The sequence below is a fragment of the Bartonella sp. CL266QHHD genome (assembly GCF_042195355.1).
In the GTDB taxonomy this organism is placed as follows: domain Bacteria; phylum Pseudomonadota; class Alphaproteobacteria; order Rhizobiales; family Rhizobiaceae; genus Bartonella.
The window spans coordinates 181632-202486 of sequence record NZ_JBHIOD010000058.1 but is presented as its reverse complement, the minus strand read 5'-3'; the positions used below and the strand labels follow the sequence as shown (position 1 = coordinate 202486).

Sequence of the window (20855 nt, the reverse complement as noted above, 5' to 3'; positions counted from 1 at the left end):
AAAATCTTCATAACGATGAAATTTGAAGGATTAGGGATAAAGTTTTTGTCTTTTCCAATCGCTGTGTTCAACACAATCTCGTGTAAAAAGCAGACGATCATGTAAACGAAATGGGCGATCACACCAGAACTCTATAGAAAGGGGTTTAACACGAAACCCAGACCAATAAGGTGGTCGTGGAATATTACCTAGAGCATAACGCGCAGTATATTGAGCAATTGCTTTTTCGAGCACAAAACGATTGTCTAAAGGTTGAGATTGTTTAGATGCCCATGCACCAATTCGACTACCACGTGGTCGTGATTGGAAATAGGCATCGGCTTCCTGTTGACTTACTTTTTCAACAATTCCTCTAATTCTTACCTGACGACGGAGCGATTTCCAATGAAAACCTAAGGATGCTTTCATTGATTTTAAAATTTCTTGTCCTTTACAGCTTTCATAATTGGTATAGAAGACAAAGCCTTGGGGACTGTAGTCTTTGAGGAGAACCATACGAACATTAGGGAGTCCTGTTTCGTCAACTGTTGCTAATGCCATAGCATTCGGATCATTTATTTCACTTATCGTTGCTTCTTCAAGCCACTTTGCGAAAAGTTCAAAAGGTTTTTGCATTTGCATAAAATGATCATCTGTTGGTATTTTTTTGCTCATAGTTTCTCCAAATATCAGTGAGCATGGGTGAGGCATTTTCTCATTTACTTTATCATCAAAAAGTCACAGTACCATTTTTTCTCATTTTCAAAAAGCCAATGCTATCGTGTATTTCTATGGTAGTTTAATTATTTTTACTTTAGCATAGACTACAAGGAGCTATATTAAATAAATATCTCATTTTATCTGGTATTTTAGTTTATTGATAGACATATAAAGAGAAAAGAAGAAATTATTCTCTAGAATAGATTGATGAAGCTATAAGGGATATTGAACAACGGATCAGTTGATATTTTGAAAACGAAAAAATTGAAAAGAGGGCAATATGCGTGATCCCTACACGATTCTGGGTGTGGCACGTACCGCAAAATCGCAAGAGATTAAATCGGCATTTAGAAGATTAGCAAAGAAGTATCATCCAGATCATAATAGAGATGATGCAAAGGCTAAAGAAAAATTTGCTGAAATTAATCAAGCTTATGAAATTATAGGTGATAAAGATAAAAAGGCACAATTTGACCGCGGTGAAATTGATATGGAAGGAAAACCGCTTTATCAAGCCTATGGTACTGGTGAAAATTTTAGCAATAAACAAAATCCCTTTTCAGGAAGAGCAAAGGGATTTGATTTTTCCTCTTCAGGTGGTGCAGGTTTTGATGCGAGTGATATTTTTCGGGATCTGTTTGGAGGAGGAGGTAGCTTTTCGAATTCCACACACTATAACCGTCCCCAACAAGGAGCACATGTTCGTGCTAATCTTGCCATAACACTAGAGCAGATGGTTGGCGCAGAAAAGGTGGAAGCTGTTTTTCCAAATGGAAAAAAGTTAAAAATTAAACTTCCATATTATATTGAAGACGGACAGGTTATTCGTTTAAAAGGTCAGGGAGAAGAGGTAGCTCTTGGGCAAGCAGGAGATGCGTTGATAACCATTCAGATTCAAAAACATCCTCGTTTTCGGGTTGAAGGAAGAGCACTTCATCTTGATTTACCAGTTTCTCTTAAACATGCTGTTTTGGGAGCGAAAGAAGAAGTTGAGACGTTGGAGGGACGTGTGGTTTTAACGATTCCTGCGTGGTCAAGTTCTGATCGCGTTTTACGGTTGAAAGGGAAAGGGCTTCGTTTAAAAAATGGTACAAGAGATGATCTTTATGTGCATGTTCGCATTATGTTGCCGGAAGGTGAAAATGCCGCGCTAGAACAGTTTTTGCAAATGCAGCAAGATTAATTTTAAAATTTTTTATATATAAAAGCGTAGTTTTTGTTTGATTTTAAACCAATTGCTTGAAGAAAAAGTTGACCTGTGTCATAGGCAGATGAATAATATTAATTTTAAGTAACAATGGGGCAGTGCTGATGGCTAAGGGTAATGGTTTATTGTACGGTAAGCGTGGTTTAATTTTGGGGTTGGCCAATAATCGCTCCATCGCTTGGGGAATCGCTAAAGCGGCAAGTAGCGCAGGGGCAGAGCTTGCTTTTACCTATCAGGGTGAAGCAATGAAAAAGCGTGTTGAGCCTTTGGCTGAAGAATTAAAGGGGTTTGTTTGTGGACATTGTGATGTTTCTGACAGTGTCTCTATTGATACGGTCTTTAAAGAAATAGAGAAGAAATGGGGAAAACTCGATTTTTTAGTTCATGCTATTGGTTTTTCTGATAAAGATGAATTAAGTGGTCGTTATATTGATATCAGCGAATCAAATTTTATGATGACCATGAATATTTCCGTTTATTCCCTAACGGCTCTAACGAAGCGTGCAGAAAAATTGATGCCAGATGGTGGTTCAATCTTGACACTGACCTATTATGGAGCAGAAAAGGTTGTTCCAAATTATAATGTAATGGGGGTTGCTAAAGCGGCTCTTGAAGCGAGCGTGAAATATTTAGCGGTAGATTTAGGTCCTCAAAATATTCGTGTTAATGCTATATCTGCTGGACCCATTAAAACGTTAGCAGCTTCTGGTATTGGTGATTTTCGTTATATTTTAAAATGGAATGAATATAATGCTCCATTACGTCGTACGGTAACAATTGAAGAGGTTGGTGATTCTGCGCTTTATTTTCTTTCAGATTTGTCTCGTTCTGTTACTGGTGAAGTCCATCATGTCGATTCGGGTTATAATATCATAGGTATGAAAGCCGTTGATGCACCAGACATTTCTGTCGTTAAAGAATAAAGTTTGGTTTATAGGATTTTATTGGACAGCAGTAATTTGACCAAATTTAAAGTGGCTAAGAGTATTTGAGCGCAAAGAGCTACCTTGTGTATAGCATACAACATGCGTTGTCGTTGTAATATTTGACAGAGAAACGGATCTTTTTCATGTCGCATAATACATTTGGTCATTTGTTTCGTGTAACAACATGGGGTGAAAGTCATGGTGCTGCTCTTGGTTGTGTCATTGATGGTTGTCCACCTGGAATTATTTTTACTCTTGCAGAAGTTCAAGCTTATCTTGATAAACGCAAACCAGGACAATCAAAATATACAACGCAGCGCCGAGAATCAGATAAAGTAGAGGTCCTTTCAGGAGTTGTTGTTCAAGACGATGGGACGACATTGGTGACAACAGGTACACCAATTTCTCTGTTGATTCGAAACACAGATCAGCGTTCGAAGGATTATAGCTCGATTGCCCATCAGTATCGTCCAGGACATGCGGATTATACTTATGATATTAAATATGGCATTCGTGATTTTCGAGGCGGGGGACGTGCTTCGGCACGGGAGACGGCAGCACGTGTTGCAGCTGGTGCATTTGCTCGTAAAATCGTTCCTGGTTTGATTGTACGAGGAGCAGTGATAGCAATTGGTCCTCATAATATTAATCGTGATCGTTGGGATTGGTCAGAGGTTAATAATAATCCTTTTTTTACAGCTGATGCAGAGATGGTTCACATTTTTAGTGATTATATCAGTGAACTCCGTAAAGAGGGAACATCTGTTGGAGCGGTTGTTGAGATCGTTGCAGAAAATGTTCCGGCAGGTTTAGGAGCCCCTATTTACGCAAAGCTTGATCAAGATATTGCCTCGTTACTTATGTCGATTAATGCGGTAAAAGGTGTGGAAATTGGTGATGGTTTTGCGGCAGCCCGCTTGAGGGGAGAAGAAAATGCCGATGAAATGCGAATGGGAAATGATGGAAAACCGCTTTTTTTATCAAATCATGCGGGAGGTATTTTAGGGGGAATATCGAGTGGACAGCCAATTGTTGCACGTTTTGCTGTAAAGCCTACTTCATCAATTTTAACACCTCGTCGCTCTATTGATGTTGATGGTCATGATATAGACGTTATAACAAAGGGGCGTCATGATCCATGTGTTGGGATCCGTGCCGTTCCTGTTGGTGAAGCGATGGTTGCTTGTGCTATTGCTGACCATTATCTAAGACATCGCGGTCAAGTTGGGTGATTGAGAAGGTGAACAATGGCGTATGATGAAAAAAAAATTGTTTCTGCACTTAAAGCTTTTGAACGCGGTGAAATTGTTGTGGTAACAGATGATGATGACCGTGAAAATGAAGGTGATTTAACTGTTGCTGCAGCGCATTGTACAGAAGAAAAGATGGCGTTTATTCTTCGTCACACAACAGGTATTGTGTGCACACCTATGCCAAAAAAAGAAGCAAAACGGTTTAATCTTTCTCCTATGGTACCAGATAATAATTCTGCACATGGGACACAATTTACGGTTACTGTTGATTTTAAACACGGCATAACAACAGGGATCTCAGCACATGACCGTACATTAGCTGTACGTAATCTTGCGAATTCAAATGCAAGTGCGGATGATTTTGTTCGTCCAGGGCATGTTTTTCCTTTGATTGCGCATGAAGGGGGGGTGCTCATGCGTTCAGGTCACACAGAGGCGGCTGTTGATTTATGTAAATTAGCTAATTTGCCGCCGGTTGGTGTTATCGGTGAGTTAGTTAATGATGATGGAAGCGTTAAACATGGCGATCAGATTATGAAATTTGCGCAAGAACATCGGTTGCATATTATAACGGTTGCAGATTTAATTGCTTACCGCCAACGTAAGGAAATATTGATCAAAAATGTTGGAGAAATGCCTATTGAAACATTTGTAGGTCCCGCTATTATTCAAAGTTATCAACTCCCTTGGGAAGCCGTTCAGCATATTGCAATTGTTTTTGGTGATGTCCGTGAGGGGGAGGATATTCCTGTGTATTTACATCATGAAAACATTATAAATGACGTTTTTTGTCAAACTTCAGATATTATGGTGATGATGCGGCGTATGATGGAAAAAGAAAAACGTGGCGTATTTATTTATTTGCGTGAAGGATCTGTTATACAATCAACTATTGGTATTCAAAACATGGCAAGAGACAGTTCAGAAAACCATGTGCAGGCGATTGAACGCGAAGAAGAATGGCGCAAAATTGGTTTAGGATCACAAATTTTAAAATATTTAGGAATAGGCTCTGTTATTGTTTATGCTTCTAAAGAGCGTCATTATGTAGGTTTGGAAGGTTTTGGAATTCGTATATCCAGAACAGATATTTTTTGAGGTTCATATGAAAAAAGAGATACAAGAGGGGGATATTACGACCTTAAGCTTCGAGCAAGCGCTTAAGCAACTTGAAGTTATTGTCGAAAATTTGGAACGTGGCGATGTGCCTTTGGAACAATCCATTGATATTTATGAACGCGGTGAAGCGCTTAAAAAGCATTGTGAAAAACTCTTAAGAGTTGCTGAAGCTAAAGTTGAAAAAATCCAGTTTTCAGAAGAAGGTTCTCCAGAAGGAGTAGAACCACTTGATGCTAAATAATATTAAATCTTTTTGGATATTTATTGTGGGACTTAAGAGATGAAATAACCTTAGTTTACAAACAGAAAAATTTATTGATTTCTTTTTTATATAATAATTTAAAAATGAGGAAATTATAGCTCATCTCAAATAGAAAAGAGCATTTTTCAGTAAAAAAAGATGCAAAACTGTAAATAAGAGTAGAGAAGATGTATTTTTATCGTTGCGTTTTCTTGAGTTAAGATAATAGAAAGGATTTTTTTTGTCTCAGGTCCTAACACCATTGCTTGACCGTATTTGTTTTCCGCAAGATTTGCGGGCATTGCATGAGTCTGATTTGGTACAGTTGGCTGATGAGTTGCGGACCGCAACAATTGATGCGGTTTCTGTAACAGGTGGTCATCTTGGGGCGGGACTTGGTGTTGTTGAGCTCACTGTTGCATTACATTATATTTTTAATACACCAGAGGATAGGATTATTTGGGATGTTGGTCATCAAACCTATCCACACAAGATTTTAACGGGGCGTAGAGAAAAAATTCGCACATTACGTCAAGAGGGCGGATTATCTGGTTTTACAAAACGTTCAGAAAGTGTGTATGATCCATTTGGAGCGGGGCATTCATCTACTTCTATTTCAGCGGGGCTTGGCATGGCGGTGGCAAGTGCTTTGAAAGCAGAGACAAGACGCAATATCATAACTGTCATTGGTGATGGTGCAATGTCTGCGGGTATGGCTTATGAAGCAATGAACAACGCTGGTGCTTTGAATGCACGCTTGATTGTTGTTCTTAATGATAACGATATGTCTATAGCACCACCTACAGGTGCTATGAGTGCACATCTTGCACGATTAGTATCTCGTCCTTCTTATCGTCATTTGCGTGAACGCGTAAAGATGTTAAGCGAAAAGTTGCCAAAGTTTTTTTGGGATAAGGCACGTCGTTCAGAGGAATTTGCGCGTGGCCTTTTGGTTGGGGGAACTTTATTTGATGAGCTTGGCTTTTATTACGTTGGACCCATAGATGGGCACAATTTGGGGCATTTATTGCCTGTTTTTAAAAATGTTCGTGAATATCCTAACGGTCCTGTTTTGGTGCATGTTGTAACCCATAAGGGAAAGGGATATCCACCTGCAGAGGCCTCGTCTGATAAATATCATGGTGTTAATCGTTTTGATGTCACGACAGGAAAACAGGTAAAAGCATCAAGTAATATTCTACCCTATACCAAGGTATTTTCTAAAGCTTTAATAGAAGAAGCTCACCATGATGATAAGATTGTTGGCATAACAGCAGCGATGCCAACAGGGACAGGTCTTGATTCTTTTGCGAAAAAATTTCCTGAAAAAATGTTTGATGTTGGTATCGCTGAGCAACATGCCGTAACTTTTGCGGCAGGACTTGCTTGTGAAGGGTATAAGCCTTTTGTTGCAATTTATTCTACTTTTTTACAGCGTGCTTATGATCAAATTATTCATGATGTATCAATTCAAAAATTACCGGTACGTTTTGCTATTGACCGAGCAGGTTTTGTGGGGGCAGATGGCGCAACACATGCTGGAAGTTTTGATATTGTTTTTTTGTCCACTCTTCCTGAGTTTGTTGTTATGGCACCTTCTGATGAGCTTGAATTGATGCATATGGTGCGTACAGCTGCAGCTTATGATCAGGGACCCATTTCTTTTCGTTATCCGCGTGGTGAGGGGATTGGTATAGATTTACCGCAACGTGGTGAGTTATTAGAAATTGGAAAAGGGCGCGTTCTGCGTGAAGGGAATAAGATCGCTTTGGTTTGTTTTGGAACGCGGATGTCAGAAGTGTTGCAAGCTGCTGATGCGTTGGAGGTTGAAGGGTTATCTACAACGGTTGCAGATGCACGGTTTGCAAAACCTTTAGATAAGGATTTGATGCGTCGTTTGGCACGTGAGCATGAGGTATTGGTGACAATTGAAGAGGGGGCAATCGGTGGATTTGGAGCGCACATATTACAATTTTTAGCGCAAGAAGGGCTCTTAGAGCATGGTTTGAAAGTTCGTACACTACAACTTCCAGATGAATATTTGAATCACGGCTCACCAGAAAAAGTTCTTTCACGTATCGGGCTTGATGCTATGGGCATTGTCAACACGGTTTTTACAGCTTTGGACCGCGAGATTCGAACAGGATAAAAAATTCGAGTATGAGATGGCTGCCAGAAAAAGACTCGATATTCTTTTAGTTGAAAAAAACTTTTTTAAGACACGTTCACGCGCACGTGATGCTGTTATGCGCCAAACTGTTAAAGTTAACGGAGAAATCGTTTTTAAAGCTGGGCAAATCGTTTTTGATGATGCAGAGATTACCGTTTGTGATCCAGCGCAGAATTATGTTTCTCGGGCAGCGTTAAAATTGATTGCTGCACTTGATGCATTTCCAATTATAACAGATAAAGTGACAGCCATTGATGTTGGTGCATCAACAGGTGGTTTTACGCAAGTTCTCTTAGAGCGTGGAGCAGATCATGTCATTGCTGTTGATGTTGGGCATCATCAATTTGATAAACGTTTATTGGGCAACAGTGCTATAACGTTATTAGAAGGCTTGAATGTCAGAGATTTTAAACAGGAACATTTAGGTGGGCGAGAAATTGATCTTATCGTTTCAGATGTTAGCTTTATTTCTCTCAAACTTGCATTGCCTCCTGTTTTGTCTTTAGCCAAAAAGGGTGCCCAAGCTGTTTTACTGGTAAAGCCTCAGTTTGAGGTTGGTCGTAAACATTTTAGTAAGGGAGGAATATTAAGTCCATCAAGTGCTAAAGAAACTGCTGAGGCGCTTTTTGTTTGGTTAAATACACAAACAGGGTGGAGTGCAAAAGGTTTAATTTCTTCCCCTATTACAGGTGGTGATGGCAACGTGGAATATTTACTATTCGGAGAAAAACAAGAGTGAATGACAATGTCATAATCGATCATATCGGAGCAAATGGTTATGGTATTGCTAAGACGTCTCACGGCTTCGTTTCTGTTCCTTTTACTTTACCAGGAGAGTGTGCTGAAATTACTGTTCATGGAAAATATGCAACATATATAGCATTAAAAGAAAAATCATCAGAACGCATTGATACTCTTTGTCAGCATTTTGGAGAATGTGGAGGGTGTACTCTTCAGCATTGGCATATGGATGCTTATCGCGTATGGAAACAACAATTGGTTGTTGAGGCGCTTAAAAAGTATGGACTTAATAATGTTGTTGCGCCTTTAATAGAATGTAAACCTTATAGCCGACGGCGGATTACTCTAACAGCATCCATGACCCCACAGGGGCAAAAAGTTGGTTTTAACCGTTATCTCTCTCATGAGATTGTAGCTCTTGAGGAATGCCCAGTAAGCCGTCCAGAGCTTATTTCTCAGTTGCATAATATCAGAGAGCTCTGTGCTTTTCTAAAAAACTCTGCCAAACGGTTTCATGTTACGATAACATGTGTTGAAAATGGTTTAGATGTTGCTTTAAGCGGTTGCATTATACACCATGAATCACTTCGTCAGAAAATGATCAGTGCTGCTCTTTCATATGGGATTATACGTTTATCTGTTGACGGTGAAGTTTTGGTTGAACGAGAAAAACCAGAGATTTACTTTGGAGATGTCCGTGTTGAATTTCCTTCTGGTGGTTTTCTGCAAGCAACTTGTGAAGCGGAAAATATAATGGGCAATATTATTTTGACTCATTTAAAAAAAGCAAAGAATGCTGTTGATTTGTTTTCAGGGGTAGGAACATTTACCTTGCGTATGGCAAAAAAGATGAATGTTCATGCAGTAGAAAATAATGAAGATGCATTAAGAAATCTAAATACAGCAGCACGTTTTGCGACTGGTTTAAAAACGGTCACTTGTGAAAAACGTGATCTTTTCCGACATCCCCTTTCTGTAAAGGAACTTGAATGTTTTGAGAGTGTTGTTTTTGATCCTCCCCGTGCTGGTGCAGAGCAACAAGTACGTGAATTAGCGAAGACAACAGTATCACGTGTTGTGGCAATTTCTTGTAATCCTACTACATTTGCTCGTGATTTATCTCTTCTTGTTGCAGGGGGGTATACAGTAGAAAAAATCATACCGATCGATCAATTTTTATGGTCACCACATGTCGAAATTGTTGCTGTTTTGAGCAAAAAGAAAAAAAAGAAAGGTTGGAAACTTTAGCCTAATTTTTTTTAAAAGTTTACCTGAGTATTATTATAAAATCTCTCCAAAATTTATCTATAATAATAACCTTTTTCTCGTTGATCTAAGAGCACTGAATGTAGAAAGTGCTTTTTTATTATGAAATATAAAAGACAAGTTACCCCACACAAAAAAAACCACAAAAAAGACTAATGGATTACGAAGAATATGTGTCTGAATAAGCCTGTTCCATCGTTATATTTGCCATCTCCCAATGTTTCTAAAATTCTTGGTACTTGAGACGGTCCATAAGAAGAATCTTTAGTTCTTTCTTGTACAGTTTTTATCCATATAACTCTCCCTGCCTGTAATGTATAAACGAATGATTTTGATTGGTTCAACAGACACAGATTTAAAATGAGAGAATCTTACGGTATTCAAGGTTCTAATACAATATGAATAACGCTAGATTATCTTTATAAATCAATGCATTGTACCCCCTCACAAAATGGTCGTAATAGACGAGAAGGAAGCAATACGGGGAAGGAATGAGCAAGCTTATTCCTCTATAAGCGCAGTTCCACCGATTGTCATATTATTGATTCGAAGGTGAGGTTGGCCAACACCAACAGGGACATTTTGGCCAGCTTTTCCACACATACCAATACCATTATCTAGTTTACTATCATTACCAATCATTGTGATACGTTTCATAGCATCCGGTCCATTTCCAATAAGAGTTGCCCCTTTGATTGGTGCACAAATTTTACCATTTTCTACTCGGTATGCTTCAGTACATTCAAAGACGAATTTTCCAGAAGTAATATCAACTTGTCCTCCACCAAATGAAACAGCATAGATACCACTTTTAAGTGAAGAAAGGATTTCTTCAGGTGTTTTATCTCCTCCTAGCATGATTGTATTGGTCATTCGTGGCATTGGTGCATAAGCATAAGATTCACGCCGTCCATTTCCAGTTGATTTACCTCCCATAAGCCGTGCATTAAGCCTGTCTTGCATAAAACCAACGAGCTTTCCATCTTCAATGAGAACGTTATATCCTGAAGGGGTCCCCTCATCATCAACAGTGAGAGAGCCACGGCATTGTGGAATTGTTCCGTCATCAACAACTGTAACACCTTTTGCTGCAACTTGTTGTCCTAAAAGTCCAGCAAAAGCGGATGTTTTTTTACGGTTAAAGTCACCTTCTAAACCATGACCTACGGCTTCATGGAGCATAACACCAGGCCATCCGTTGGCTAAGACAACATCAAAAGATCCAGCAGGTGCTGCTTCTGCTTCTAAATTTGTTAAAGCCATACGTAAGGCTTCATCTGCAGCTTTCTTCCAATTGTCTTCATGAATAAATTGGTTAAATGCTTGTCTCCCTCCACACCCATAAAAACCATTTTCACGTCGATTGCCTTCAGCTACGACCACAGATATAGAAAGTCGCACAAGGGGACGAATATCACGAACCAAATAACCATCTGCACGTAAAATTTCAACATGTTGTAGCGAGCCGGAAAGAGAAACAGTCACTTGATGCAATTTATCATTTTTAGCACGTAAATAGGCATCAATTTTTTGCAAAAGAGCACTTTTTTCTTCAAATGATGGAGCATCAAGGGGATTATGCGGTTGATAAAGTCTTTTGTTTGTTTGTTGAGGTGCTATACTATAAGGCCCTGCATGATTATTATAGGTAACAGCTTTAGCAGCTTCACTGGCACGTTTGAGTGCAGCAGCTGATAACTCACTAGAGTGAGCATATCCAGTAGCCTCTCCAGCAACAACGCGTAGTCCAAATCCCATATCTTGATGAAATGAGCCGTTTTTAAGCTGCCCATTATCAAATAAAAGAGCTTCGCTTTCTGTGTACTCAAGGTAAAGCTCACCATCATCAGCATGATGAAGTGTTTCCTGTACAAGTGATTGCACTTTAGAGGAAGCAATATCAAAATGATCAATCAGCGATTTCATAAGAATTATCCTATTTTTATGGGGGCTTAGAAGATTTTTGTCAATCTAATTTTAAGAATCTTTCAAAATATACGATGAAATTTCAATCGTTTAAAGTGTATTGATTTCACTCATGTTGGTAAGGTTGCATAGGCGTCGCCAAGACCATGAAGGTCAACAAAACCTCCAATCCCTTGTTCCGGAGTTGTAAAGATAAAATAGGTTGCCATTTTTCCTTTTAAAAAGAGCTGCAATATGTCTTCTTTAAGAAAGGCTTCAGCAACACAATTATCACCAAGACAACGACGATATTCCATTCTGCCCATATTTTTATCGTCAATTTTAATTCCAACGCCAGGACGTAATTCAACGCGAATCGGAACAAAAACACGCATCAAGGCACCTTGCTTTTGAGGAAGTTTATAAAATGTAACGCGCAAGGTAATATCTTGACGCCCTTGTGTGTGAACGTTTTGTACAACTTCACACTGCATGTTAGGTGTACCTGGTGGTAGAGAACAAACTTTTGTCCATGCACCATAGGTTTGTGGAGCAGGGACACTTTGCGCATAGGGTGTTTGTGCAAATGCATGACTGATAAAACTACTATAAAGTGTGTAAAAAACAGTGCCAATAAAAAAAGTTTTTTTGAGTAATTTATAAAGTATCACAGAAAATCCTATCCGACTTAACACTCACAACCATGCATAGATTTACATAAAAAATGAATTCCCTATAAAAAACTATAACACAAAATCAGTATTTACCCAAATATATTAATTCATAGGATATATTTTTATGATACACTTGTAATATGGGAAAGAACGTTGATTGAAAAAATGTGTTTTTATTGCCAGTATTTTCATCTACTTTTAGGGTATACGTGCGAAAGAGATATTTCATATTTTCTCAAAAATACGATTGGTCTTAATTGGTCATTTCCATACGCTAGATAATATTTGTCAGATAATATTGGGTTTGTGAATGACAGAAATGGAAAAGGGCTTTGAGTGGAATGTCAGTTTCAGAAAAGTTATCGGTTGTGAATGGTAAATCAACGCCACCAAAATCCACTATTAGTGATTATATCACATTATTAAAGCCACGTGTTATGTCTCTTGTGATCTTTACGGCTTTAGTTGGTTTGATGGTGTCTCCTGTTCCTATCAATCCGTGGTATGGTTTTTTAGCAATTTTATGTATTGCTGCTGGTGGCGGTGGTGCGGGAGCACTGAACATGTGGTATGATGCTGACATTGATGCTGTGATGGAACGGACTAAAAAGCGTCCCATTCCCATGGGTAAAATCAGCTCTCAAAAGGCATTTATTTTTGGCATGGTTCTTTCTATGCTCTCGGTATTGGTTATGGGGAGCTTCATTAATTGGTTTGCGGCATTTTTTCTTGCTTTTACGATTTTCTTTTATGTCGTTATCTATACAATTTGGTTAAAGCGTATCACACCACAAAATATTGTTATTGGTGGTGCTTCTGGGGCTTTTCCACCAATGATTGGATGGGCCGCGGCAACAGGGACAGTGAGTATTGATAGCTTTTTATTATTTTTGATCATTTTTATGTGGACCCCCCCCCATTTTTGGTCTCTTTCTTTATTTTCATCTCTTGATTATGAGGCTGCAGGCATCCCTATGATGCCTAATGTACGAGGTGAACATTCAACAAAAAAACAGATTTTATTTTATACTATTTTGATGGCATTATGTGCTGCTGCTCCTTGCTTTATTGGTCTTGGCGGAATTTTTTATGCTATTTTTTCAACAATTTTAAGCATTATCTTTATTTATTTTGCCTATCGTTTATGGAAAGCTGATACACATAATGAAACTATTTTGATGGCCAAAAAAACGTTTTTCTTTTCGTTACTCTATTTGGCAGCTATCTTTGGAGTTCTTTTGATTGAATCTCTTGTTTGGTATTTTATCGCTCTTTAGGCAAATAAAATGAAAAAGCAAATTTAAAAAGAGCTTTTCTTCAAGAAAATTCTGTAAGAAAACACGATAGAGTCTGTTCTTATGCAAAAGATGATATTGCGCGTTTTTTTACATTGCTTATTCATGTATAATAATAGGTTGTTTGAATACATAGCTAAAACTATAGAGATTAAGGATGATTTATGTCTGGACTTCCCCCTTTAACGATACGTCTTTGTGGTCCACGTGGATTTTGTGCAGGGGTTGATCGTGCTATCCAGATTGTTCTGCTTGCATTAAAAAAATATAGTGCTCCAGTATATGTTCGTCATGAAATTGTACACAACCGCTACGTGGTTGAGGGATTACAGCAACGGGGAGCTGTTTTTGTCGAAGAACTTGATGAGATTCCAGAAGAACATCGCAATCAACCGGTTGTTTTTTCTGCTCATGGTGTACCAAAATCTGTTTCAGAAGAAGCGCGATGCTATAATTTGTTTTATCTCGATGCAACATGTCCGTTGGTCTCGAAAGTGCATAAACAAGCGATACGACATCAACGTCATGGTCGTCATGTTATATTGATTGGTCATGCTGGTCATCCTGAGGTGATAGGGACAATGGGACAGCTTGAAGAAGGGGCTGTGACGCTTATTGAAACGATAGAAGATGCTTTGCATTATCAACCCAATGATCCAGATAAATTAGGATTTGTGACACAAACAACGCTTTCTGTTGAAGATACTGCAGGAATTATCGATATATTACAACAACGTTTTCCTACATTAGCAGCCCCAGCGGCTGAGTCAATTTGCTATGCTACAACGAATCGACAAGATGCGGTTAAAGCAGCGGCAAAGGGGAGCGATTTGTTTTTGATTGTTGGAGCACCAAATTCTTCTAATTCACGACGTTTAGTAGAGGTTGCCGAAAAGTCTGGTGCGCGGCAAGCTATTTTAGTTCAGCGCGCTGATGAAATTAATTTTGAAAACCTAAAATCTCTTTCTATTGTCAGTCTTTCAGCAGGGGCTTCGGCTCCTGAAATTATTATTGATGAAATTATTTCAGCATTTCGTGAGCGTTATGATGTCACAATAGAATTAGCTGAAACAGCGGTAGAAACGGAAAAATTTTTAGTGAGTCGCGAATTACGTGACGTCATTTTAACGTCTCAAGATATGGCTTTCGTCAATGGTCAAGCAAATAATGCAAAAAATGAAAATCAGAATACAAACATATCTACAACGAAAGCAGAATAATGGCCGTTTATACAGATATTCACCCAAATGATTTAAAAGTGTTTTTAACACGTTATGCAATAGGATCACTTTTGTCTTATCAAGGTATAGAGGAGGGGATTGAAAATTCTAATTTTATGTTAGAGACAACACAAGGGCGATTTATTTTAACACTTTATGAAAAGCGTATTTCAAAAGATGATTTACCTTTTTTTTGTCGCTTGATGCAGCATTTAGGACAGCGTGGAATTCCTTGTCCTCAACCTGTTATTCAAAATGATGGAATGATGATCTGTGAATTAGCAGGACGTCCTGCCGCTATTATTACTTTTCTGGAAGGAGAGTGGATCCGCCAGCCCAATATAGATCATTGTGGCGAAGTGGGGATGGGGCTCGCACAATTACATTTAGCAGGACAGGATTTTACACTTAGTCGTAAAAATACTCTTTCTGTTATGGATTGGAAGGTCTTGTGGCAACGTTGTCAAACCAAAGAAGATGCATTGTTAAAAGAATTTGGACAAAAAATTGAGTTGGAATTGGCTTTTTTACAGAAAAATTGGCCGTTCAATTTACCAATAGGCATTATTCATGCAGATCTATTTAATGATAACGTCTTTTTTGTGAATCATCGTCTTTCTGGGATGATAGATTTCTATTTTGCTTGTAATGACTTTTTTGCTTATGATTTAGCGATCTGTTTAAATGCTTGGTGCTTTGAGCCTGATCATTCCTATAATCTTACCAAAGCACGTAAGTTATTGGAAAGTTATCAAAAAATAAGACCATTGATCCCTTTAGAATTGGACAAGATGGTTTTATTAGCTCGTGGTGCGTCTCTACGTTTCTTACTCACACGTCTATATGATTGGTTTAATACACCGCCTAATAGCTTTGTTATTAAGAAAGATCCATGGGAGTATTGGCACAAGCTTTGTTTTTTCAGTAATGTAAATTCGCTAAGTGAATTAGGTTTTTAAATTTTATGGCAACTCAACAAAAAGTCGTTGAAATTTATACAGATGGTGCTTGCTCAGGGAACCCTGGAATTGGAGGATGGGGGGCAATTTTACGCTGGAATGGTCATGAACGGGAGCTTTATGGCGGTAAGGTTCATACGACAAACAATCAAATGGAACTCATGGCGGCTATTTGTGCATTAAAGGCGCTTAAAGAGCCCTGTTTGGTCGATCTTTATACAGACTCAGTTTATGTGCGTAACGGTATATCTAAGTGGATTGAAGATTGGAAAAAGAATAATTGGCGCACCGCATCAAAAAGTCCTGTTAAAAATATGGAGCTATGGCAAGCTCTTGAGGATGCTAGTTCTTGTCATACAGTCAGATGGCACTGGGTAAAAGGGCATGCGGGACATCCAGAAAATGAACGCGCAGATGCCCTTGCTCGCAAAGCAATTACTCAATATCGTGAAAATGGACGTTTTCCAGCATAATTGCTGTTTGGGAGCTTTTTCTTTTATCACGGAGTCGCAAGCGGGGTTGGCTGCGTATGGAATATGAATGTTCCACTTAAGGCGTGATCTTTAAAAGAAACTGTATAAAAAATTTTTTGGTTTATTTCTTCTGGTGCGAAATAGAGTGGAGCACTGAAGAGTGTATATTCTGCGTTATCACTGACTTTTCTTGCTGCTCCAATTTGCATTTCTCCTCCATCTAAAAAGAGAGAGGAAGGTGTAGTTTTGTTGTTATTTTGTATTTTTATAAGAAGGGTACTGTTATTTTTTTCGGCACTTATTTTTAGTGCATTCTGCATCATGCGGGGCAAAGAATCTTGCGCCTTTTTTAAGAAGGAAGCAGGAAGATGTTTATTTTTAAGAGCAGATGGCGAAAAATCAAAGTTAATAGTAAATGGAAGACAGATTTTATTACATAATCCAAGAGTGAAAGCACCACTTAAATTTTTGCTTGAACCAGAAAGATTGAAGGGCAATATTACTTTATCTTTATAACCTAATGACCAATCATTTTCTGTTTCAAAAAGCTGTGGAGTAGGATAAAAGATTTCATAAGAAATCTGTTGGTTGAAATTAAAAAATGGTGCCATGCCAGAATTACCTGGATTACGCCAGTAAGTTTTCCATCTTGGTTTAAGCTCAATTTCAATAATGCCTTCTCTTATTCCAGAAAGAGAAGGTTCAGTGATCGCTAATCGGATACGACCACCATCTGATTCATACCAAGATGTTGCGAAAAGCTGGAGTTTTTGTTCTGTTTGAGCATTTACAGGAATGTTAAGTAATTCTAAAACTATGAATGTTAAGCTTAAAGTAACGAAAAGCTTTTTATAAAAGAAAGTTGCGATATTTTGTAAATTTGTAAATATACGACTTTTTTTCATTGGAGTTTTATTTTCCTAGTGTGCTAAATGAACAAACTTTTATCATGTAAATTATGGAGAATAACAGATTAATGAAGCGGTGTAATGGCTTTTTAGGTGGACAATTACTCATAGCAATGCCTGGGATGAATGACAAACGCTTTATTCGTTCTGTTATTTATATTTGTGCGCATTCTGATGCCGGTGCGATGGGCATCATTCTTAATCAATTGCATCATATTGATTTTCCAGAGCTTTTGCTNTATTTGTGCGCATTCTGATGCCGGTGCGATGGGCATCATTCTTAATCAATTGCATCATATTGATTTTCCAGAGCTTTTGCTTCATTTGGGAGTCATAGACAGTGGCCAAAAAAAAAGTCTTTCTGAACCAATAAAACAGTTTCCAGTTCGCTATGGTGGTCCTGTTGATCCTTCGCGTGGTTTTGTCCTTCATTCAGATGATTATGCTTGTGAAGAAACTGTTTTTATTGCAGATAAGATCTGTTTTACTGCGACAATTGATATATTAAAAGCGATCAGTTGCGAACAAGGTCCGCAACATGCACTGGTCGCATTAGGCTATGCTGGATGGAAAGCGGGGCAACTTGAGGCAGAAATTTCTACAAATGGTTGGCTAATCAGTTCTACATCACCTAGTTTTCTTTTTGAAAGCGATTTAAGCTGCAAATATGATAAAAGTTTAACACGCATGGGTATCGATCCAACTTATCTTGCTTCTGAAATGGGACACGCGTAGAGTTTTTTCTAAGCTTTTTAACTTTACACGTTATTTTATCCATTATGTTTTTATTTTATAAGGGAAATGGCTCTGAACGAGTGTAATTAATTCTTCTATGGCAATCGGTTTCGTCACAAGTGTACTTTGAACATATTTACAGCCTTCTTGACGAAGAAAGATTGCTTCTTTTTCATTTTCAACACCTTCTGCGATAATTTGCAAATTAAGATCTGTTGCCATATTAATGATAGACTTTAGAACAATTTTCTTCTTAAGAGAGTCGATTGAGATAAGTGAACGATCAAGTTTAACCATATCAAATGGATAACGTACGAGATAGGTCAGAGACGAATAACCTGTTCCAAAATTATCGAGTGCGAGATTCATTCCCAGTGTTTTAATTTGTTCAAGAAAGTGCGCTGATTGTTCAGGATTATTTCTTAAGACAAATTCAGATATTTCAATCATCAGACGCCCTTTGTGGAGCGGATGGCGAAGCAAAGCGGCACGCAATTGACTGATAAAACGAGGATGAATCATTTCTGCGCTTGGTAAATTAATTGAAATAAAGAAAGATTGTTGGGAAAACTTTTCTTGTACATTTATAAGATCAATAATGGCATTATCGATGATAAATTGTGACAAATCCATAACAATTTGTTCATTTTCTACGATTTTTATGAAATCAGAGACATTTAAATTTCCATAAGTGGGATGATGCCATTCTACAATTGTTTCAAAACCAATAATATGTCCGTCTGATAAATTAAGAATAGGATGGTAGAGGATTTTCATCTCATTACGTTTTATGGCATAATGAACATCTTTCTCCAGAGTATTATGTTCGAGACCCAAAGTGCGAAAATTAGGACGAAAAGGTTCAATATGGTTTCCACCCATTTGTTTTGCGCGAATCATCGCTAATTCACTATCATTAAAAATATCTTTAGCCGTCGATCGGCTTTCACTCCATGTAACCAATCCGATAGAGGTTGAAAGGATTATTTTGTTTTCTGAAAGTGAAATAGGTGCTGAAATTGTTTTGTGCAAATGATCTGCAAATGCTGCAATTTTTTGTGGTTCGGTTTCACTGAGTAAAATAATTGCAAAGCGGTCTGCTGAAAGACGCGATAAGGTGTCTTGAAAGTTAATGAGACGATTTAAACGACGTGCGATTATAAGCAGTACAGTATCCCCAACTGCTATGCCTAATTTGCGATTAATTTGGCGAAAATTGTCAAAATCAATCATAAAGACAGTCGGTCTAATTTTGATATTTGCTTTCGCTAAAGAGGTATAATTTTGTAGTCTATCAAAGAAAATTTGTTGGTTAGGAAGTCCGGTTAAGCTGTCGTGGATTGCATCATGCAATAAGCGTTCTTCGGATTTTTTATGGTTAGTAATATTGACAATGGTTCCAATGACACGTGTGATTTTTCCATCTTTTTGCATAGCCGGACGTGCACGAAGAGAAAACCAATGATAATAACCACCACCGGAAGAAAGACGAAAAATTTGATCAATGCGCCCTTTTTTATTTTTAAGAATGATATCCAATACAGCTTGAAAGCGTTCACGATCATCATGGTGCAAGGCTGAAATCCAGTTGCGCATAGGTCCATTGAGGTTATGAATTTCAGTACCAAAAAGGGTTGCCATGTTTGGATGTACAACAATACGGTCACGCTCGATATTCCAATCCCAAATAATATTTCCAGCTCCCTTTGCTGCGAGTACTTGTTGTTCAAGGTCGGAAAATATTCCTTCATGGAAAGCGTCATTAGAAAAAGTTTGTTGCAGGACAGTAAAGCTTATGAGAAGAACAATGAGCACTAATCCCCCCGCTAATGCTGGCTGGATAATATCATTGTTTAAATGTCCAGCTATGCAAGCATAGGCTCCAACACACCAAAAGCTAATGAGCAACCATGTTGGAATAAGCATAATAGCGCGGTCATAGCTTCTGATTGAGAAATAGATGATTAATATTATACCAAGCACAGCGGTAAGGCCAAAAGACAAACGCGCAATTCCAGCTGCTCTGATGGGATCATAAATAGCAAAGGCTCCTAGACTGCAAAAGGCAATGGTCCAAGCGATAGCACCGTAACTAAAATGATAATGCCAGCGGTTAAGGCTGAGATAGGTAAAAAGAAAAATGAAGAGTGTAGCAGTAAGAGCTACTTCTGTACCAGCACGCCAGATTGGTTGTGTTGTGAGTGTAACTGCAAAGAATTTATTTAAAAAGTTGAAGTCAATACCAATATAAAAAAGCACTGCCCAAGCAACAGCAGCTGTTGCAGGAAACAGCCCTGTTCCACGGACGACGAAGAGAACAGTTAACAAAAGCGCTAAGAGACCTGATATCCCGAGAAGAATACCATGATAAAGCGTATAAGAATTAATTGCATCTTTATAAGCTTCAGGTTGCCATAAATAGATTTGCGGTAGATTTGCAGAGTTAAGTTCGGCCACAAATGTAACAACAGCACCAGGGTTAAGAGTAATACGAAAGATATCAGAGTTTGCACTAAGTTGACGATCGAGGGAAAAACCTTCGCTTGGCGTTATGGATTGAATCCTTGCTGATCCAAGGTCTGGCCAAAAAAATCCAGAACGTGCCATGCGGTAATGGGGGGCAACAATGAGACGATCAACTTGTTCATCTGTTGGATTTGCAAGAGAAAAAACTGCCCAATTTCCGGAAAATTTTTCATTTTTTGCCTGCACTTCAATACGCCATACAATACCATCTGGTCCTGGCGCTGTACTTGTTTGAAAAATAGAGTTGTTTGTATGGTGAATTTCAATTGCTTTTGAGAGATCAAGAGCAGCATCTTGAGAAGAAATTTTAACTGGCTCAATTGCTTGTGCTGATGTAAGATGGACAAAAGAACTAACGACTACAATGAAAATGATGTCAATTATTTTACGCAAACTCTTCACAATGTCCCACTCTCAATATTTTAGGATGTTTAATTTTCATTTCGATTTTTGAGAAAAAACGTCCACCTTTTATAATTTATTTACATAATAAATTGTTATCACTTTTTCTTAAGTTGTGTGATTTTATATACAAATA

The 20855-nt window shown here is 38.2% G+C and carries 17 protein-coding genes and 1 pseudogene; 13 read left to right on the top strand and 5 right to left on the bottom strand.

The window, feature by feature from the left end:
- Positions 1 to 30 precede the first annotated feature (30 nt).
- The gene (gene pdxH, locus ACFIK7_RS08555) at positions 31 to 654 is read right to left on the bottom strand and encodes a pyridoxamine 5'-phosphate oxidase (protein ID WP_375628318.1); all 624 of its coding nucleotides are present in this window, start codon (positions 652 to 654) and stop codon (positions 31 to 33) included.
- Between the two features lie 325 nt (positions 655 to 979).
- Here pdxH and ACFIK7_RS08550 point away from each other — a divergent pair, with 325 nt between their 5' ends.
- From ACFIK7_RS08550 to ACFIK7_RS08515, 8 genes are all read left to right on the top strand, one after another.
- Complete coding sequence (locus tag ACFIK7_RS08550; RefSeq protein ID WP_273791343.1) at positions 980 to 1882, top strand: J domain-containing protein; 903 nt, start codon at positions 980 to 982, stop codon at positions 1880 to 1882.
- Positions 1883 to 2010: 128 nt separating this feature from the next.
- Positions 2011 to 2829 (top strand): enoyl-ACP reductase FabI, encoded by an 819-nt coding sequence (gene fabI, locus ACFIK7_RS08545; protein WP_273791344.1) that lies wholly within the window; start codon positions 2011 to 2013, stop codon positions 2827 to 2829.
- Between the two features lie 146 nt (positions 2830 to 2975).
- Positions 2976 to 4064, top strand: a complete 1089-nt coding sequence (gene aroC, locus ACFIK7_RS08540; RefSeq protein WP_375663231.1) for a chorismate synthase — start codon at positions 2976 to 2978, stop codon at positions 4062 to 4064.
- Between the two features lie 15 nt (positions 4065 to 4079).
- Complete coding sequence (gene ribB, locus ACFIK7_RS08535; RefSeq protein WP_375663230.1) at positions 4080 to 5183, top strand: 3,4-dihydroxy-2-butanone-4-phosphate synthase; 1104 nt, start codon at positions 4080 to 4082, stop codon at positions 5181 to 5183.
- 7 nt (positions 5184 to 5190) lie between these two features.
- The gene (locus tag ACFIK7_RS08530) at positions 5191 to 5445 is read left to right on the top strand and encodes an exodeoxyribonuclease VII small subunit (protein WP_273791347.1); all 255 of its coding nucleotides are present in this window, start codon (positions 5191 to 5193) and stop codon (positions 5443 to 5445) included.
- 241 nt (positions 5446 to 5686) lie between these two features.
- Positions 5687 to 7594, top strand: a complete 1908-nt coding sequence (dxs, locus tag ACFIK7_RS08525; RefSeq protein WP_375663229.1) for a 1-deoxy-D-xylulose-5-phosphate synthase — start codon at positions 5687 to 5689, stop codon at positions 7592 to 7594.
- Between the two features lie 16 nt (positions 7595 to 7610).
- Positions 7611 to 8354 (top strand): TlyA family RNA methyltransferase, encoded by a 744-nt coding sequence (locus ACFIK7_RS08520; RefSeq protein WP_375643156.1) that lies wholly within the window; start codon positions 7611 to 7613, stop codon positions 8352 to 8354.
- On the top strand, positions 8351 to 9604 hold the full coding sequence (locus tag ACFIK7_RS08515) for a class I SAM-dependent RNA methyltransferase (RefSeq protein ID WP_375663228.1): 1254 nt from the start codon (positions 8351 to 8353) through the stop codon (positions 9602 to 9604). Before ACFIK7_RS08520 ends, ACFIK7_RS08515 begins: the two co-directional genes overlap by 4 nt.
- 519 nt (positions 9605 to 10123) lie before the next feature.
- Here the strand turns inward: ACFIK7_RS08515 and tldD are convergent.
- Together tldD and ACFIK7_RS08505 are read right to left on the bottom strand one after the other, a co-directional pair.
- Positions 10124 to 11548, bottom strand: a complete 1425-nt coding sequence (tldD, locus tag ACFIK7_RS08510; protein WP_273791351.1) for a metalloprotease TldD — start codon at positions 11546 to 11548, stop codon at positions 10124 to 10126.
- A gap of 110 nt (positions 11549 to 11658) precedes the next feature.
- Positions 11659 to 12198: an invasion associated locus B family protein gene (locus ACFIK7_RS08505; RefSeq protein ID WP_273791352.1), complete on the bottom strand. Its 540-nt coding sequence runs from the start codon at positions 12196 to 12198 to the stop codon at positions 11659 to 11661.
- Positions 12199 to 12542: 344 nt separating this feature from the next.
- Here ACFIK7_RS08505 and cyoE point away from each other — a divergent pair, with 344 nt between their 5' ends.
- The 4 genes from cyoE to rnhA all read left to right on the top strand — a co-directional run bounded on the left by cyoE (position 12543) and on the right by rnhA (position 16148).
- Positions 12543 to 13478: a heme o synthase gene (gene cyoE / locus ACFIK7_RS08500; protein WP_273791365.1), complete on the top strand. Its 936-nt coding sequence runs from the start codon at positions 12543 to 12545 to the stop codon at positions 13476 to 13478.
- A 182-nt stretch (positions 13479 to 13660) separates the two neighbouring features.
- Positions 13661 to 14716 carry a 4-hydroxy-3-methylbut-2-enyl diphosphate reductase gene (ispH, locus tag ACFIK7_RS08495; protein ID WP_375631385.1) on the top strand — a complete coding sequence of 352 codons (1056 nt, stop codon included), beginning with the start codon at positions 13661 to 13663 and terminating at the stop codon, positions 14714 to 14716.
- Complete coding sequence (locus tag ACFIK7_RS08490) at positions 14716 to 15675, top strand: homoserine kinase (protein WP_273791354.1); 960 nt, start codon at positions 14716 to 14718, stop codon at positions 15673 to 15675. Before ispH ends, ACFIK7_RS08490 begins: the two co-directional genes overlap by 1 nt.
- A 5-nt stretch (positions 15676 to 15680) precedes the next feature.
- Positions 15681 to 16148: a ribonuclease HI gene (gene rnhA / locus ACFIK7_RS08485; RefSeq protein WP_273791355.1), complete on the top strand. Its 468-nt coding sequence runs from the start codon at positions 15681 to 15683 to the stop codon at positions 16146 to 16148.
- Between the two features lie 26 nt (positions 16149 to 16174).
- Here rnhA and ACFIK7_RS08480 read toward each other — a convergent pair whose 3' ends face one another.
- A complete protein-coding gene (locus ACFIK7_RS08480) occupies positions 16175 to 17053 on the bottom strand; it encodes a protein-disulfide reductase DsbD domain-containing protein (protein WP_375663227.1) in 879 nt (292 codons plus the stop codon).
- Positions 17054 to 17124: 71 nt separating this feature from the next.
- Here ACFIK7_RS08480 and ACFIK7_RS08470 point away from each other — a divergent pair.
- Positions 17125 to 17791 (top strand): annotated as a pseudogene (locus tag ACFIK7_RS08470) (YqgE/AlgH family protein).
- Positions 17792 to 17833: 42 nt separating this feature from the next.
- On the opposite strand, the gene ACFIK7_RS08465 reads toward ACFIK7_RS08470, so the two are convergent.
- On the bottom strand, positions 17834 to 20719 hold the full coding sequence (locus ACFIK7_RS08465; protein ID WP_375631388.1) for an EAL domain-containing protein: 2886 nt from the start codon (positions 20717 to 20719) through the stop codon (positions 17834 to 17836).
- Positions 20720 to 20855: the final 136 nt, after the last annotated feature.

Coding starts and splice junctions, on each gene's coding strand:
- pdxH (WP_375628318.1), bottom strand. CDS start 654: ATGAGCAAAAAAATACCAACAGATGATCATTTTATGCAAATGCAAAAA.
- ACFIK7_RS08550 (WP_273791343.1), top strand. CDS start 980: ATGCGTGATCCCTACACGATTCTGGGTGTGGCACGTACCGCAAAATCG.
- fabI (WP_273791344.1), top strand. CDS start 2,011: ATGGCTAAGGGTAATGGTTTATTGTACGGTAAGCGTGGTTTAATTTTG.
- aroC (WP_375663231.1), top strand. CDS start 2,976: ATGTCGCATAATACATTTGGTCATTTGTTTCGTGTAACAACATGGGGT.
- ribB (WP_375663230.1), top strand. CDS start 4,080: ATGGCGTATGATGAAAAAAAAATTGTTTCTGCACTTAAAGCTTTTGAA.
- ACFIK7_RS08530 (WP_273791347.1), top strand. CDS start 5,191: ATGAAAAAAGAGATACAAGAGGGGGATATTACGACCTTAAGCTTCGAG.
- ACFIK7_RS08520 (WP_375643156.1), top strand. CDS start 7,611: ATGGCTGCCAGAAAAAGACTCGATATTCTTTTAGTTGAAAAAAACTTT.
- tldD (WP_273791351.1), bottom strand. CDS start 11,548: ATGAAATCGCTGATTGATCATTTTGATATTGCTTCCTCTAAAGTGCAA.
- cyoE (WP_273791365.1), top strand. CDS start 12,543: ATGTCAGTTTCAGAAAAGTTATCGGTTGTGAATGGTAAATCAACGCCA.
- ispH (WP_375631385.1), top strand. CDS start 13,661: ATGTCTGGACTTCCCCCTTTAACGATACGTCTTTGTGGTCCACGTGGA.
- ACFIK7_RS08490 (WP_273791354.1), top strand. CDS start 14,716: ATGGCCGTTTATACAGATATTCACCCAAATGATTTAAAAGTGTTTTTA.
- rnhA (WP_273791355.1), top strand. CDS start 15,681: ATGGCAACTCAACAAAAAGTCGTTGAAATTTATACAGATGGTGCTTGC.
- ACFIK7_RS08480 (WP_375663227.1), bottom strand. CDS start 17,053: ATGAAAAAAAGTCGTATATTTACAAATTTACAAAATATCGCAACTTTC.